We start from the raw sequence: 16285 nt of genomic DNA on the forward strand, positions 1-16285 counted from the left end.
GAGATGGAATAATATTCTACTAAATAAATAGAAAAAACCCTTTTTCAGCGAACGTTTATTCGCTAAAATAAAAGGATGAGGTGAAGAACGTGAAGGTGAAAAAAAATTTACAAGAACTGATTAAAGAGCTTAAGCAATCCGATAAATTTGGAGAACAAATAACGTATTGGCATACATTGGAAGAGAAGGAAGCGCAAGTGGCGGATATGCCGATTGGATTAGATCCTCATTTAATGAGCGCCTTAGAAAAAAGAGGAATCTCCCGTCTGTATACTCACCAGCGCTCAAGTTACGATGCCGTTATGGCTCAGCAGTCCATTGTTGCCGTTACACCGACAGCGTCGGGAAAGACGTTATGTTACAATTTGCCAGTATTACAAACGATTATTAATGATCCACAAGCAAGGGCACTCTATTTATTTCCTACAAAAGCACTTGCTCAGGATCAAAAAATGGAAATCAATGAATTGATTGAAGAGTCATCTCTTTCCGTTAATAGCTATACATACGATGGTGACACACCTTCAAATATTAGACAAAAAGTGAGAAGAGCGGGCCATATTGTTATGACTAATCCGGACATGCTTCATTCAGCTATTCTCCCACATCATACGAAATGGGTATCATTATTTGAAAATCTTCGTTTTATTATCATTGATGAATTACATATTTATCGCGGTGTATTTGGTTCTCATGTAGCCAATGTTCTACGGAGATTAATAAGAATCTGTGAGTTTTATGGAAGTAAACCCGTTTTTATATGCACATCTGCGACCATTGCCAACCCCCTTGAACTTGCAGAGGAGCTAACAGAAGCGAAGATGAAATTAATTGACAATAATGGTGCGCCGAGCGGACGCAAACATTTTGTATTTTATAATCCACCGATTGTAAATAAACCATTAAATATAAGAAGAAGTGCGACACTCGAGGTTAGAAGGCTAGCGAGTGAAATGCTAATGAACAAAGTGCAAACGATTATTTTTGCTAAAAGTCGTGTAAGAGTGGAAGTATTACTCAAGTATTTACAAGAGCTAGTCAAACATAAAATTGGTCCGAAAGCAATCAGAGGTTATCGTGGGGGTTATCTTCCTTCTGAAAGAAGATCAATCGAAAAAGGTCTACGTCATGGAGAAATTTATGGAGTGGTTAGTACAAACGCACTCGAACTTGGTGTCGATATTGGTCAGCTGCAAGTTTGTATTATGACTGGTTACCCAGGGACAATTTCTAGTTCTTGGCAGCAAGCTGGTAGAGCTGGGCGTAGACATAGTGAATCACTCGTCATTATGGTTGCTAGCTCAAACCCATTAGATCAATATATCATTGATCATCCTGATTATTTCTTTAAACGAAATCCAGAAACAGCAAGAATCAATCCGGATAACTTAATCATTCTCATCGATCATATTAAATGTGCTGCCTATGAATTACCTTTTAAGAAAGGAGAGTCATTTGGTCGCTTTGAAACCGAGGAAGTATTAGACTATTTAACTGAAGAACAGGTGCTGCATGAAAATCAGCAAAAGTATTATTGGATGAATGATTCATTCCCAGCGCATAATGTTAGTTTGCGGTCTGCATCGCAAGAGAATGTTGTCATTATCGATCAATCAGATGTGGCGAATGTCAAGGTGATTGGTGAGATGGATCGTTTTTCTGCGATGACATTGTTACATGATGAAGCCATCTATCTCCACCAAGGTACACAATTTCAAGTTGAGTATTTAGATTGGGAAGAGAAAAAGGCTTTTGTACGAGAAGTAGCCGTCGATTATTATACAGATGCCAACTTAGCCGTCGAATTAAAGGTATTAGAGGAAGATAAAACAAAGCGAATTGGCAACGAGCAGATTGGCTATGGTGATGTGAGTGTAACGGCCATGGCAACGATATTTAAAAAAATTAAATTTGATACCCATGATAACATCGGCTCTGGACCAATCTCATTACCCGAAGAAGAATTGCACACAAGTGCTACGTGGGTGACATTTTTTGCAGAAGGGTTGATGTTTGGAAAAGAACGACTGGAGCAAGGATTAATAGGTGCCGCTCATGCCCTAAAAGCAATTGTTCCATTATTCGTCATGTGTGATCAGACGGATGTTCATGTCGTCCCACAAGTAAAAGCGATTCATAATGAAAAACCAACATTATTTTTCTACGATAAATACCCCGGTGGTGTAGGATTAAGTGAGAAAGTATACGATCAAATTGATCAACTAATAAGAGAAGCCATCTCAATGATTGAGAGATGTCCTTGTGAGGCCGGCTGTCCTTCGTGTATTGGCACAGATCTTTCTTCTGAGACGGGTAAAGGAGATGTTTTAAAGTTATTTCAAACATGGCTATAAGGAGTAGGTGAGTAGTGTGTCATTAAAAAATAAATTGAATCGTTTACAATCACATATGTCTCATACTACCGAGAAAAAAGTAAAAATAGAGCAGGAGGAATGTCTACCCGTCTTCCCTTACCAAGACATTTGGCAACAACATGATGTTTCTCCTTATCGTGATATAGAAGGTAGTACTTGTCTCATTAGAGAAATTCATTATCCCCTAGATTATTTACATGGAAATTACCGCTTTCAAGAATTATACAATGTCATTGAAAAATGGAACGAAACGACCGAGTATCACCCGTTAACAGCGAAAGGTCATCAAGCAGAGGACTTGTTCTTTTTTGATACTGAAACAACAGGGCTTGGAGGCGGAGTGGGTAATACGATTTTCTTATTAGGTTATGCGAGCCTGAATCGAAAAGGAGTCACATTAAAGCAACATATATTACCTGACCCTGGAGGAGAAATCGCTCTCTATAAAAGTTTCTTAGAATCGATTGATTATACAACAATGGTGACCTATAACGGTAAGGCGTTCGATTGGCCGCAATTACAAACACGTCATACATTAATTCGTGAACATTTACCCAAACTACCGCCATTCGGGCATTTTGATTTATATCATGCTTCAAGAAGGTTATGGAAACATAAACTCGAGCGGACGAAATTATCTATTGTTGAAAGAGAAGTATTAGGAGTAAAAAGAGTAGATGATATCCCAGGTTATCTTGCACCGATGATTTACTATGATTATTTAGATACTAAAAACCCTGAAGGTATGTTAGGGATCATGAAACATAATGAAACAGACATTCTCTCACTGATCACATTATATATCCACTTGTCTAACCAATTACTAGGATTAGATAAAGAGCAAACCTCAAGAGAAGCCTATGAGACGGCGAGATGGTTTAACGCTATTGGTGAAATCAAAAAAGCGCAAGTGGGGTATGAAGAATTAGCACAAATGAATGATGAGGCAGGAATGAAGGCGAAACATCAGCTAGCTTGGCAATTAAAAAAGGAAAAGCAATGGGCTAAAGCAGCAGAGTTATGGCAGATGGTTTCTTCTGATGGAGATGACCAAGAAAGGCTTAGTGCATGTGTTGAATTGGCAAAAATATATGAACACCGGATGCCAGATCCCTTGCGAGCGATCCAATATACAGATAAAGCTTTAAAGCAAATAGAAACGAACAAGAAATATAAAAAGCATAAAGACGAGCTATATAAACGTCGTGAAAGACTAATAAGGAAATTACAGAAAAGCATCCACCGGGAGGAGTAATTGTCCCGGTGGAGATCTTTATTTATATCCCTGATGTATTCATTATAACAACTCTCCAGCCATCAGGGTCTTCAAATGTGAAACCTTTCTCCTCCCAGTATGGGTTTTCTGGTGAAACCGTGTGGTACCCCAAGCTATGTAATCTATTTTTTATATCCATCATTTCTGATAATTGAGGAATATAAAAAACGAATAGGTCTTCTTTTGTAGGTGAAGGAACCGGCTGTCCAGATTCGTGTTGGATGATTTCTAAGTGATAACTAGAGTCCGGTAAACCAATCATTATCCCTTGATATCCTCTATGACCTTGGAAAGATCCTATCTGTTGTAACCCTAAACCTCTGCAATAAAACCGTTTTATTTCTGTTAATTGATTAGTCGGACGTGCGACTCTTACTTGGGCAACAGCTGCGCCATTTGGCCACTTCTTTGTCATTGGAAAAACCTCCATTTCTTTCTTCATTTTAATTATAGAAAGTGAGAAGGTTTTTGCCGTCTGTTTGATGTCTGAAATTCTATAAGACTTTAGACTTACGTCGTTTGCGTTAATCGTATTTTTATTTGTAAAAAAAAACCACTAAAAAGGGCAACTTTCTTAGTTGTTTTATCAGATATTTCCTTGTACAATAATCCGTGTATGAAATGAATGCTAATTGCGAGGATGATTTTTAAATGTACAGAGCTATTTTATATATTTTCTTTTTTGTCGTTATCATTACAGCTGTTTTTATGTCAACGATGAAGGATAGTTTTTATAGTTTACTATTTATATAATTTGGGTGCGATTATAGGTGGATTTCTCAGGGCAGATTTCCTAACTTCTCATAGAATGAAAAAAAAGGTTTTTTTATCTAGTGAGAGGAGAGATTTTATGCACCAATTTCCACATAAACCAAATGATTTGCAACCGATTGTTCATCCAACTAACCATCATGTTAACCATGTTTATGAGACCGTTATTATTCCACATTTTCATCCCAGTCATACGACAACAGTGAAACATATTAATTATCAGCATGTACATTTCGATCATCCTTCTTCAGAAGTACCGGCTATACATGGGCAAGTACCGTATCGCCCTTTCCCACTTCATCCTTTTAATAGAAGGTTTAGGGGATTTTGAAAATGGAGCACGAAGAGGCTGGGACATAAGTATTCTAGCTAATGATTTATCCGAATGATTAGGAGTTCTAGTCTAATCATTCGGTTTTTTGTGTGATTTGAACCCTTATATGAAAAGAATAGTGAAATGGAGCGGAAGACACTCGACTCCTGCGGGAAATAGAGGGAAAGCTGAGACACAGGCAATGCCTTAGAAGACTCAGCCCCTCCCCGCGGAAAGCGAGAGTACGTGAGCGCAATGGAACGGACTTTTTTTAAATGATGTTTTAAGATTAATTTGTTATTGTTCTTTTTGAGGTTAGCTCATTTAGTTATGTCCCAACCTCTTTTTGAAAATTTTTCAAAAAATTCAATTGAAATAAGCGTGAGAAAAGAATACGCAACATGTATGGATTAACCGATCGAGCTCGGAATCTCCAGTAATTATCGGAAAACTGAGAATCTTTTTCGAGCATACACGATTGAATCGGGAATAGAAATAAAGATAGTGGAATGTTGTATCACGCGTTACTGAGATTTCCAGGTCATCTGATGTTGAAACGAAAGATACCTTGTATTTGCTTTATAATCCTTCGATTTAAATGAGGGAATATGTTAAAATTAGGCTAATATGAATTTGAAATAGTTGTAAGGAGAAGTTAAAGTTGGTAAAAGTAACCACTGTCTCAGGTTATAAGCCTTTCGAGTTAGGAATTTTTAAAAAAGATGAACAAGCAGTAACGTATATCAAAAGGGCAATTAAAAAACAATTGCTTATATTACTTGATGAAGGATTAGAGTGGGTGCTCATTAGTGGGCAGCTTGGAACGGAGCTATGGGCAGCAGAGGTCGTTTACGAATTGCAGGAGGAAGGATATGAACACTTACAGTTAGCTGTAATCACGCCTTTTTTAAATGTAGAGGGGAATTGGAAAGAGGATAATAAAGAATGGTATGAATCAATTGTAGCAAGAGCTGATTATGTTGATGCAGTCTCACATAAGCCTTATGAAAACCCTAATCAATTTAGAATGAAAAACATTTTTCATCTAATAAAGAGTGATTGTCTTATCCTTTTTTATGATACGGAAAAAGAAGGGTCTCCCAAATATTTATTTGAAGAGGCACTAAAGTATCAAAATAAAGAAAATTACGCCATACATCAAATCTCGTTTTATGATATACAGATAATAGTAGAAGAAGATCAAATGACCCAAGAAGGATTTTAACGCGTGAAACCGATAAATTAAATTGACAAAAGTGTTGTTATTTGAAAAAATAAAGAATACTATTGGCGATACTAGAGGTGAGTATAATGCTATCTGATAAAGTTAAATTAACGAGTAAGGATATATTAGAAAAAGAATTTAAAACGGCCATGAGAGGCTACAAACCTGAAGATGTAGATAAATACTTAGATTTAATTATTAAAGATTATGAAACCTTCCACGCTGAAATTGAAGAATTACAGCATGAAAACTTGAAATTAAGAAAAGAACTTGAGGAGTCTAATAATAAAAGACCTCAAGCCGTTTCGCAACCAGCAGGTACAACAAACTTTGATATTCTAAAAAGGTTATCAAATTTAGAGAAGCATGTATTTGGAAGTAAATTGTACGATTAATTAAACATTAGTGACTTTCAAAAAAGCCCTTGCTATTCATAAGAATATTACATATAATATTCGTTGTATCATTAATAACGTTCGGGTAATCGCTGCAATTTTTTGAAATTGTAGAGGAAAGTCCATGCTCACACAGGCTGAGATGCCAGTAGTGTTCGTGCCTGGCGAAGTCATAAGCTAGGGCAACTTTAAAAGTTGACGGCAGGGAAAATACCTAAGTCTTTTAAGATATGGTATGAATACCTTTAAAAGTGCCACAGTGACGAAGTCTTTTCAGAAATGAGAAGAGTGGAACGAGGTAAACCCCGCGAGTGAGAAACCCAAATTATGGTAGGGGCACTTTCCTAAAGGAAATGAACTGATGGGAAGGACAGGCGTATCGTCTGTAGATAGATGATTACCACTATGTACGAGGCAATACATTGCCGTTTGTAGTACGTAGAACAAAACATGGCTTACAGAACGGAATTAATGTAAAAAAAGAAATTATAGGCTCTCCTAATATAAGGAGAGCTTTTCTTTCAATTTAAGATTAGAATTCAGTTAAGTTATTAAATCAAATAAAGTTATGCAAGCTTGCTGTTGAGCGAGATCGAATAAGAGATAAAAGGATGAACGTTGTGTCAAAATTTCAATTGATTGCCACCTCTGCAATGGGGCTAGAGGCGCTTGTAGCCAAGGAAGTTCGTGCGCTAGGCTATGAATGTCAAGTTGATAATGGAAAAATCACTTTTGAAGGTGATGCGCATGCGATTGCCCGAAGCAATATGTGGTTAAGAACTGCGGATCGTATCAAAATCAAAGTGGGAGAATTTAAAGCAAAAACATTTGATGAATTATTTGAGAAAACAAAAGCCTTACCATGGGAAGCATTTCTTCCAGAAAATGCAGAGTTTCCTGTTTCGGGTAAATCGGTTAAGTCCAAACTATTTAGTGTTCCTGATTGTCAAGGGATTGTAAAAAAAGCAATTGTCGAGCGGATGAGGCACCATTATAAAACGAATGGTTGGTTAGAAGAGAATGGTCCGTTATTCAAGATTGAAGTCGCTCTTCTTAAGGATGTGGCAACGATAACAATTGACACGAGTGGAAGTGGATTGCATAAAAGAGGTTATCGAACTGGACAAGGTGAAGCACCGCTTAAAGAAACCTTGGCAGCGTCACTTATCATGCTGACTAATTGGCATCCAGATAAACCATTTGTAGATCCTTTCTGCGGGTCAGGAACAATTCCTATTGAAGCTGCTTTAATAGGACAGAATATCGCTCCTGGATTTAACAGAGAATTTGTTTCAGAAGGTTGGGGCATTATCCCTACTAAAGTTTGGGATGAGGTACGAATGGAAGCGGAAGATCTTGCTAATTATGATCAACCACTAGATATTACTGGCACGGATATTGATCATCGCATGGTGAAAATTGCTGAAGAAAATGCCTTCGAAGCGGGTCTTGGCGATCTTGTGCAATTTAAACAGATGCAAGTACGTGACTTTACAACAACGAAGGATTATGGTGTCATTGTTGGAAATCCGCCATATGGTGAACGGTTAGGTGATAAACCAGCAGTGCAAAGAATGTATAAAGAAATGGGCGAAGCTTTGTCTTTACTTGATACATGGTCTATTTATATCCTCACTTCTGATGAGGAATTTGAACAAATGTTCGGAAAGCCAGCAACAAAGAAAAGAAAACTTTTTAATGGTTTTATTAAAACAGACTATTATCAATATTGGGGCAAGCGTCCTCCACGCAAAAACTAATAGACTCTCCATGAAATTTATGATTGTATTTCTCTTTTAAAGCAGGTATATGATGTGATAAAAGTGAATAGAATACATATATCGAAAGGTTCATGGAGGTCATGATAATGAAAGATACGCAAATTGATTTTCACAAAATAATGCAAGCAATTGATGGATCTATACAGGCGATATCATCAGATCAAATAGAAGATAGTGATGCACTAAAAAAATTGCAATCTGCCCAACAAGAAATTAGGCATGCATTATCGTATTCATTATCAAAAATAAATTAAAAAGGTAGTAATCGCTAATCGAAACCTTGTATGATTGAGGGGTTTCGACTTTTTTTTGCTACTATAGGGTTCATAAAAGAAGAAAACGGGGGAGCGTCATGCAACAGAGTCAGATGCCGTTTACGGTTGAAAAAACAGAATCATTCTACGAGAAACTTGGGGATTGGATTGGTGATGTATTCTATGATCTACTTCCAGAGAGTGGATTTGATATACGCGATGAACAAATCTATATGGCTTTTCAATTAGAAAATGCAATGAAAGACCGTAAAGTCGTATTTGCTGAAGCAGGAGTAGGCACAGGAAAAACGATTGTCTATTTATTATATGCCCTTTGTTACGCGCGGTACCGCCACCAGCCGGCGATTATTGCTTGTGCTGATGAAACGTTAATTGAGCAATTAGTAAAGCCAGAAGGAGATATTGCTAAGTTAGAGAAAGCTTTAAATTTAAATATTGATGTTCGTTTAGCCAAATCAAGAGAGCAATATTTATGTTTGAATAAATTAGATAAACAACTTGCGTCTATTGATAGTGATGATATCTTTATGGAGGTACATGAAAGCCTTCCATCATTTGTTGAGGAAAGTGTCTCCATGAAAAAGTTTACGCCTTATGGTGATCGCAAAAGCTATCCAGAGCTGACAGATGAACAATGGGAGCAGGTTGGTTGGGACTCCTTACAAGATTGTTTCACTTGTGAAAAACGTCACCGTTGTGGTCAAACCTTACATCGTGACCATTACCGCCAATCAACAGACATCATTATTTGCTCTCATGATTTCTATATGGAACATATTTGGACGAAAGAATCAAGAAAGAGAGAAGGACAGTTACCACTCTTACCGGAAGCATCTAGTGTTGTCTTTGATGAAGGCCACTTATTAGAATATGCTGCCCAAAAAGCTTTAACCTATCGCCTAACTGAACAAATTTTAGAGTCGTTGTTAACGAGATTAATGGCGAACGATGTACGTGAAAAAACATTGCATACAATTGAAGATACCATTTATCAAAGTGAAATGTTCTTTCGCCAACTATCACAAACGACTGAGAAAATTGCTGGCTCTGAAAAACAAATGATTAAGCGAGAGAAAGCTTTAATGGATGAGGCGAAAAAGCTATTTGCCCTTATTAGTCAGCTAGAAGAAGAACTTGTGTTTGAAAGTGAAATGTATGTCATTAATGAATATGAACTAAAGGTTGTTGAAGAGTATCTTGAGCAGATTTCCTATTCTTTATCACTATTTATTAAAGACCAAAGTGGTATCGCTTGGTTTGAAGAGGAGAAAGAAGAAAGAACATTGATCATTATGCCGAGATTGGTAGAAGAAATTATGAGAGAAGAAGTATTCTCCCAGGACATTCCTTTTATCTTTTCATCAGCGACATTATCTGAGGAACAATCATTTAACTATATGGCGAAAAGCTTAGGCGTTGATGATTTTCTTTCTTTCACTGTAGATTCACCATTTGATTACGAAAATAACATGACGGCCTTGGCGCCATTCTTTAAGCCAGGCGACCATCGGCAAAAAATGGATTATATGATTGCGCAATTAAATAAAGTGCAAGGCGGTAGTTTACTTCTTTTTTCAAAAAAAGAAGAGCTAGCATTGTTTAAAGACTATGCAGAAGGAAAACTTACCTACCCGATTTATTTTGAAGGAGAAGCAGAAATCAGTACGCTCGTTTCAAAATTCCAAAATGAAGAGCAGTCCATTCTTGCGTCGGTTCATTTATGGGAAGGGTTGGATATTCCAGGTGCATCACTTGAAAATGTCTTTATCTTCTCCTTACCATTTCCACCAAATGACCCTGTCTTCCAGTCAAAAAGGGAACAAACAAGTCATGCTTTTGAAGAAGTGGACATGCCTTATATGTTGCTGCGCATGAGACAAGGCATAGGCCGCCTGATTCGTACGAATGACGATCATGGTAATGTGCATATTTTATTTGACGAAAATCATTCGGAAGAGGTTAAGGAAAAGGTATTGAATATACTGCCTGTGATGGTTAATAATGGTTAAAATAAAAGAGAGACTTCAATTTAGGTCTCTCTTTTATTATGGGCTAAATAAATACTTTGATTGTTATTTTTAATTATGTAGCAGCTAATAAAGATAAATAAAACATCAGCTTTTATAGAATAGATTATGCTAAAATAAACCTAGTAATAAGAAGGGGGAATGACGATGGATGCGATGATTACTAATGTTGAAAATGAGTTTTTAGCATTTGTTAAAAAAGTGATGGCTTATAAGGAAGCAGTTTCTCTTATGCATTGGGATTTACGAACAGGTGCCCCGCGCAAAGGTGCTGAACAAAGAGCTGAAACGATAGGTATGTTGTCTTCTGAGATCTTTGCCATGTGTACGAGCGAAGAAATGGCGGCATACATAGGGAAGTTAAGTGATGAGCAGGCAAAAAATAAACTTTCAGAGCGAACGAATAGGTTAGTTGAAGTATGTAAAAAAGAGTATGATTTGAATAAAAAAATTCCTGCTGATGAATTTAGAGAATATGTATCTATTCAATCGCACGCTGAAACAGTATGGGAAGAGGCACGAGAAAAGTCAGATTTCTCGATGTTTTTGCCGTATTTAGAAAAACTCGTCGATTATAATAAACGTTTTATCAATTATTGGGGTTACAAAGAACATAAGTATAATACATTATTAGATCACCATGAACCAGGGATGACGGTGAAAACATTAGACGAAGTGTTCGGTCAGTTACGACAATCGATTGTGCCACTTGTAAAAGAAGTTGCTCAATCACAAAGTAAACCAGAAACAGATTTCCTATATGAAACTTTCCCTAAGGAAAAACAAAAGGAATTTACAATCCAAATTCTTAATCAAATGGGTTATGACTTTGAGGCGGGGAGATTAGATGATACCGTCCATCCATTTGCAACTGGTATTAATTCTGGAGATTACCGCATCACAACGAGATATGACGAAAATGATTTTCGCATGGCAGTATTCGGTACGATTCATGAAGGTGGGCACGCGATTTATGAACAAAATATCTCTAAAGAGCTAGAAAATACTCCCCTCCATCAAGGTACATCAACAGGTATACATGAATCACAATCGCTTTTTTATGAAAATTTTGTCAGTCGTCATAAAGGGTTCTGGCAACATAATTTTGCACTGCTCAATCAATATGCACCGGATCAATTTGACGGCATTACATTAGATGAATTCTATCATGCGATTAATGAATCTAAGCCATCTATGATTCGTATAGAAGCAGATGAATTAACTTATCCGCTTCATATTATGATTCGTTATGAACTAGAAAAGGCATTATTTAATGATGAAATCGAAGTGAAAGATTTGCCGCAATTATGGAATGAAAAATATGAAGAATATTTAGGGATTACGCCTAAAAATGATGCAGAAGGTGTCTTGCAAGATGTCCATTGGGCAGGTGGTAGCTTCGGTTATTTCCCATCCTATGCGCTAGGATATATGTATGCAGCACAATTAAAACAAAGCATGTTGCAGAGTATCCCGGAGTTTGATCAATTAGTAGAAGCGGGCAATCTTACACCGATACGAGAATGGTTAACTGTAAATGTCCATCAGTTTGGCAGTTTGAAAGAACCTTTAGAAATCATTCAAGCAGCTACAGGTGAAGGCTTAAATGTCCAATATTTAATTGACTATTTAACGGAAAAATATCGTGAAATTTATCAACTTAACTAGAGATTGTTAGAAATGGAGGGAGGCAGATGAAGCGGATTCTGCCCTTTATAATGATTGCCGCGGGGGCAAGCTTATGGGGCATCATCGGATTATTTGTTAAAGGACTAGCTTCCGCTGGATTCACATCAATGGAAATCGTTGCGATTCGTGCAGTATTTGCTGTCTTATTTTTGCTACTCATTGGTTTTGTACATTATCGAAAAGAGATGAAGCTGCATGCGGTAGGTGATGTGCGTTACTTCCTCGGGACAGGAATTTGTAGTATTGTCTTATTCAATTTTTGTTATTTCACGACAATGAGTGAGATGAGTATTTCCATGGCAGTTATTTTTCTTTATACTGCACCTGCATTTGTAACCATTCTATCATTTATGTTTTTAAAAGAGAAAATGACAATAAATAAAATCATCGTCGTTATAATGACTATGGCAGGCTGTATATTAATTGCAGGGTTAGCTTTAGGAGAAAGTCAAATAACCATTTTAGGTATTATTACTGGTTTAGGCTCTGGTATTGGTTATGCACTTTATACGATATTTGGTAAATTTGCGCTCAACCGCTATTCTCCGTTTGCCGTAACATTTTTTACTTTTGTTATCGCAGCTGCTGTGCTTATACCAATAACAAGTTTATGGGAGAAAATTACACTCTTCAGGCAAACGGATGTATTGCTTTTAAGTGTTGGCCTAGGACTTATACCAACAGTCCTTGCTTATATTCTTTATACAAAAGGGTTAGAGAAGACAGAAGGAAGTACTGCAGCAGTCATTTCCACAGTTGAACCGGTTGTTGCTACAATAATGGGTATACTATTATTTAATGAAAGCCTTGTTTGGCTACAAGTAGTTGGTGCCCTTTTTATTGTCGGTTCAGTTGTTGTTGTGAACTTACCGCAAAAGAAAAGGAAACGATATGCCATTGATGAATTCACTCAATAATATAGTTTCGTAAGTTTTTAAACCATCTGAATCTATTCATTGAAGTAGGTTTAGATGGTTTTTAGGTAGAAATGATTTAGTTTGGCGAAATATTTAGGATGAGCGTAACATGAGATTTTAGAAAATTTACAATAATATACGAATGATAATTAAATGAATTTCTATATTGTTCGTTTTTTCTAACATAATCCTATTGAATTTTCAAAGTCGCATGATATAATGATAGTAATTCAATTTAATTAACTTAATAGTTGTCATTCATATAATAGCGGAAATAGGGTCCGCGAGTTTCTACCGAATAACCGTAAATTATTTGACTATGGGTGAGCAAGTGGAGGAGTAGTCTTTTTATCTGCTCTTGTTTCCACACCTTTAAAACCTAAAGGTCCTTGCTGCACTCAAGTTGAAAGTGAAGCGGATGACTTTTAGGTTTTTTTGTATTATAGCCAAGGGGGATTATTATGGAGCTGCTTAAAGAAAAAATCAAACAAGAAGGAAAAGTACTTTCAGAAACTGTTTTGAAGGTAGATTCTTTTCTTAATCACCAAATTGATCCTGAGCTTATGTTAGAAATAGGCAAAGAATTTGCAGCTCGGTTTAAAGATGAAGGCGTGACGAAGATACTTACATTAGAATCTTCAGGAATTGCTCCAGCTGTAATGACTGGATTATATTTGAATGTACCTGTTGTCTTTGCGAGGAAGAGAAAATCTTTGACATTGGTCAATGATTTGTTAACTGCAGAGGTGTATTCTTTTACAAAACAAGAAACCAATGAGATTTCAGTATCGCAAAAATTCATTAGTGAAAATGACCGTCTATTAATTATTGATGACTTCTTAGCAAACGGTCAGGCAGCTCTAGGCTTGGCGGATATCGTCGATAAGGCGAAAGCATCCATCGCTGGTATGGGCATTGTCATTGAAAAGGGATTCCAAGATGGGGGAAAACAATTACGCGAAAAAGGTTATAAAGTTGAATCTTTAGCAATTGTTCAATCGCTTGCGGGTAGCAAGGTTACTTTTACACAAGTTGAAGAGATGGAGGAATCCTCAAAATGAATCAAAATCCGTTGAAATTAGCTTCCCTAGGAATACAACATGTGCTAGCGATGTACGCTGGAGCAGTTATTGTCCCATTAATTGTTGGTGGTGCACTAGGTTTAACAGCAGAGCAATTAACCTATCTTGTCTCCATTGATATTATGATGTGTGGGATTGCTACATTATTGCAAGTTTGGAAGAATAAATTCTTTGGTATCGGTTTGCCGGTTGTCTTAGGTTGTACATTTACAGCAGTAGGGCCGATGATCACAATCGGCGGAAACTATGGTATTACATCCATTTATGGTGCCATTCTTGTTTCAGGCTTGTTTGTAATATTGGTTGCTACTTTCTTTGGCAAATTGGTTAGGTTTTTCCCACCTGTCGTAACAGGATCAGTTGTGACAATTATCGGATTAACTTTAGTTCCTGTAGCGATGAATAATATGGCCGGCGGGGAAGGTAGTCCAGATTTTGGTTCAACGGAAAATGTTATTTTAGCTTTTACAACGCTTCTCGTTATCCTAGTATTGTATAAGTTTACTAAAGGCTTTGTACGTGCTATTTCTATTTTAATTGGTATTGTTGTCGGTACGATTATTGCTTCTATTATGGGGAAAGTTAATTTTTCAGCGGTTGGCGAGGCGTCATTTTTCCATATGCCACAGCCATTTTATTTCGGAATGCCTACTTTTGATTTGATTCCGATTCTTACAATGATTCTCGTGGCAATGGTTAGCCTTGTCGAATCTACGGGTGTATATTTCGCGTTAGGTGATATTACAAATAAAAAATTGAAAGATAAAGACTTAGCAAACGGTTATCGTGCAGAAGGGTTAGCGATCGTTTTTGGTGGTATTTTTAACGCATTTCCATACACAACTTTTTCACAAAATGTTGGATTAATTCAATTATCAGGTGTGAAGACAAAAAATGTCATTTATGTTGCTGGTGCATTTTTAGTCATCTTAGGATTAGTACCTAAAATCGGTGCCTTAACAACTGTTATTCCATCTTCTGTGCTAGGTGGAGCAATGATTGCCATGTTTGGTATGGTTATAGCATCAGGAATTAAAATGTTAAGTAAAGTTGACTTTAACTCACAAGAAAACTTACTCATTATCGCTTGTTCTGTTGGTCTAGGTGTAGGGGTTACATTTGTTCCAACGATCTTTGCGAATCTACCAGAAAATATCCGTATTATTACTGAAAGCGGAATTGTGGTTGGGAGTTTAACGGCAATTATTTTAAATATCGTTTTTAATATGCTTGGAAAAAAGAGTGGAGTAAATGAAGAGGAAGTTGAGCAACCGAAAGCTTCTTAATTAGTGAAGAAAAGCAGCTGATATTCAAGTCAGCTGCTTTTCTTTGCCTCTATAGAAATGTTGGCGGTTCAAATCGAATGCATTAAAAGTCGATTGCTTCGCCCAGCTTTGATATAAAACGAAATTGGTTTTGCTTCTACATCTATAGGAAACCTTGCAAAGCTATCCGAGCAAAACTCGTTTTCTTCGATATGTACTACAAACTTCTGAATCCAATAATAGGCAAGAGTCTTTTCTGTTTAGTTATTAATATATTTTTCGAACACTGAACCGAAGTCTTTTTCATGTAATTGATTTTTACTTGAGTCAAGCCAATTAAATGAAAATTCTGTGAGGGCTTGGAATTGTTTGGCTAGGTCTTGTTCACCGATTCTCGAATTATGTAAAACTTGAACGGCCTTATCAAGACTATCATTGGCCATTTTTAGCATAATTTTGTTCTCATACACTTTTTCGGCAATATATAATAATGCTTTATATAAGTCTTTCAATTCATCTACTTGCTTTTTATCTACATCAATACTGAATGGGATACTACCAAGATTAAATTTAATCTCTACATCTAAGTCAATCTTACCAGCTGTTTCTAGCTTTACGTCACTGATGTCATATTGGAAGTAAGGATAACGCTTCATGACTCTTTTTGAAGAGATTGCATTTTGGCCATCAATATGAATTAAACCTAAGTTGGTAAAGCAATATTCATCACTTTTCGTCATAATAAGAAAATAGATTTTTTCATTATCTTCATGACGTACAAAATCATCTGATTGTGTTTTATCAAAATCCTCTGGTTTTATAATTTTCCCGATATCTGATAACCCTAATGCATCTGAAGCAATTTTTTTAAACATACGAATACGCCCCTCTGTT

The 16285-nt window shown here is 36.6% G+C and carries 14 protein-coding genes, 1 other RNA gene and 1 riboswitch; of the genes, 13 read left to right on the plus strand and 2 right to left on the minus strand.

Going from position 1 to position 16285, the window contains the following annotated elements:
• Window positions 1–89: 89 nt before the first annotated feature.
• On the plus strand, window positions 90–2354 hold the full coding sequence (locus H9655_RS03650; RefSeq protein WP_191810953.1) for a DEAD/DEAH box helicase: 2265 nt from the start codon (window positions 90–92) through the stop codon (window positions 2352–2354).
• Between the two features lie 16 nt (window positions 2355–2370).
• Window positions 2371–3630, plus strand: a complete 1260-nt coding sequence (locus tag H9655_RS03655; protein WP_191810955.1) for a ribonuclease H-like domain-containing protein — start codon at window positions 2371–2373, stop codon at window positions 3628–3630.
• Between the two features lie 22 nt (window positions 3631–3652).
• Here H9655_RS03655 and H9655_RS03660 read toward each other — a convergent pair whose 3' ends face one another.
• The gene (locus H9655_RS03660; RefSeq protein WP_191810957.1) at window positions 3653–4066 is read right to left on the minus strand and encodes a VOC family protein; all 414 of its coding nucleotides are present in this window, start codon (window positions 4064–4066) and stop codon (window positions 3653–3655) included.
• Between the two features lie 435 nt (window positions 4067–4501).
• Between H9655_RS03660 and H9655_RS03665 the strand changes: the two genes are divergently transcribed.
• The 11 genes from H9655_RS03665 to H9655_RS03715 all read left to right on the plus strand — a co-directional run bounded on the left by H9655_RS03665 (window position 4502) and on the right by H9655_RS03715 (window position 15412).
• Window positions 4502–4753 carry a CotD family spore coat protein gene (locus H9655_RS03665; RefSeq protein WP_191810959.1) on the plus strand — a complete coding sequence of 84 codons (252 nt, stop codon included), beginning with the start codon at window positions 4502–4504 and terminating at the stop codon, window positions 4751–4753.
• Window positions 4754–5396: 643 nt separating this feature from the next.
• Window positions 5397–5960: a DUF1273 domain-containing protein gene (locus H9655_RS03670; protein ID WP_191810961.1), complete on the plus strand. Its 564-nt coding sequence runs from the start codon at window positions 5397–5399 to the stop codon at window positions 5958–5960.
• Window positions 5961–6046: 86 nt separating this feature from the next.
• Window positions 6047–6355: a cell division regulator GpsB gene (gene gpsB, locus H9655_RS03675; protein ID WP_191810963.1), complete on the plus strand. Its 309-nt coding sequence runs from the start codon at window positions 6047–6049 to the stop codon at window positions 6353–6355.
• Window positions 6356–6432: 77 nt separating this feature from the next.
• An RNA gene (gene rnpB / locus H9655_RS03680) (RNase P RNA component class B) lies at window positions 6433–6818 on the plus strand.
• A 148-nt stretch (window positions 6819–6966) separates the two neighbouring features.
• Window positions 6967–8115 (plus strand): THUMP domain-containing class I SAM-dependent RNA methyltransferase, encoded by a 1149-nt coding sequence (locus H9655_RS03685; RefSeq protein ID WP_225230393.1) that lies wholly within the window; start codon window positions 6967–6969, stop codon window positions 8113–8115.
• A 107-nt stretch (window positions 8116–8222) separates the two neighbouring features.
• On the plus strand, window positions 8223–8390 hold the full coding sequence (locus tag H9655_RS03690) for a hypothetical protein (protein WP_191810967.1): 168 nt from the start codon (window positions 8223–8225) through the stop codon (window positions 8388–8390).
• A gap of 98 nt (window positions 8391–8488) precedes the next feature.
• On the plus strand, window positions 8489–10420 hold the full coding sequence (locus H9655_RS03695) for an ATP-dependent DNA helicase (protein ID WP_191810969.1): 1932 nt from the start codon (window positions 8489–8491) through the stop codon (window positions 10418–10420).
• A 165-nt stretch (window positions 10421–10585) separates the two neighbouring features.
• The gene (locus H9655_RS03700; RefSeq protein WP_404826064.1) at window positions 10586–12106 is read left to right on the plus strand and encodes a carboxypeptidase M32; all 1521 of its coding nucleotides are present in this window, start codon (window positions 10586–10588) and stop codon (window positions 12104–12106) included.
• A gap of 26 nt (window positions 12107–12132) precedes the next feature.
• Window positions 12133–13044 carry a DMT family transporter gene (locus H9655_RS03705; protein ID WP_191810971.1) on the plus strand — a complete coding sequence of 304 codons (912 nt, stop codon included), beginning with the start codon at window positions 12133–12135 and terminating at the stop codon, window positions 13042–13044.
• A 238-nt stretch (window positions 13045–13282) separates the two neighbouring features.
• A riboswitch (purine riboswitch) is annotated at window positions 13283–13384 on the plus strand.
• 121 nt (window positions 13385–13505) lie between these two features.
• Window positions 13506–14105 (plus strand): xanthine phosphoribosyltransferase, encoded by a 600-nt coding sequence (locus H9655_RS03710; RefSeq protein WP_191810973.1) that lies wholly within the window; start codon window positions 13506–13508, stop codon window positions 14103–14105.
• Window positions 14102–15412: a nucleobase:cation symporter-2 family protein gene (locus H9655_RS03715; protein WP_191810975.1), complete on the plus strand. Its 1311-nt coding sequence runs from the start codon at window positions 14102–14104 to the stop codon at window positions 15410–15412. The genes H9655_RS03710 and H9655_RS03715 overlap by 4 nt, the downstream gene beginning before the upstream one ends.
• Window positions 15413–15651: 239 nt before the next feature.
• Here H9655_RS03715 and H9655_RS03720 read toward each other — a convergent pair whose 3' ends face one another.
• Window positions 15652–16266, minus strand: coding sequence for a PH domain-containing protein (locus H9655_RS03720; RefSeq protein ID WP_191810977.1), 615 nt, complete (start codon window positions 16264–16266; stop codon window positions 15652–15654).
• Window positions 16267–16285 lie beyond the last annotated feature (19 nt).

The organism is Cytobacillus stercorigallinarum (genome assembly GCF_014836495.1).
Taxonomy (GTDB): domain Bacteria; phylum Bacillota; class Bacilli; order Bacillales; family Cytobacillaceae; genus Cytobacillus; species Cytobacillus stercorigallinarum.

Coding starts and splice junctions, on each gene's coding strand:
- H9655_RS03660 (WP_191810957.1), bottom strand. CDS start 4,066: ATGACAAAGAAGTGGCCAAATGGCGCAGCTGTTGCCCAAGTAAGAGTC.
- H9655_RS03690 (WP_191810967.1), top strand. CDS start 8,223: ATGAAAGATACGCAAATTGATTTTCACAAAATAATGCAAGCAATTGAT.
- H9655_RS03665 (WP_191810959.1), top strand. CDS start 4,502: ATGCACCAATTTCCACATAAACCAAATGATTTGCAACCGATTGTTCAT.
- H9655_RS03715 (WP_191810975.1), top strand. CDS start 14,102: ATGAATCAAAATCCGTTGAAATTAGCTTCCCTAGGAATACAACATGTG.
- H9655_RS03710 (WP_191810973.1), top strand. CDS start 13,506: ATGGAGCTGCTTAAAGAAAAAATCAAACAAGAAGGAAAAGTACTTTCA.
- H9655_RS03695 (WP_191810969.1), top strand. CDS start 8,489: ATGCAACAGAGTCAGATGCCGTTTACGGTTGAAAAAACAGAATCATTC.
- gpsB (WP_191810963.1), top strand. CDS start 6,047: ATGCTATCTGATAAAGTTAAATTAACGAGTAAGGATATATTAGAAAAA.
- H9655_RS03705 (WP_191810971.1), top strand. CDS start 12,133: ATGAAGCGGATTCTGCCCTTTATAATGATTGCCGCGGGGGCAAGCTTA.
- H9655_RS03700 (WP_404826064.1), top strand. CDS start 10,586: ATGGATGCGATGATTACTAATGTTGAAAATGAGTTTTTAGCATTTGTT.
- H9655_RS03685 (WP_225230393.1), top strand. CDS start 6,967: ATGAACGTTGTGTCAAAATTTCAATTGATTGCCACCTCTGCAATGGGG.
- H9655_RS03720 (WP_191810977.1), bottom strand. CDS start 16,266: ATGTTTAAAAAAATTGCTTCAGATGCATTAGGGTTATCAGATATCGGG.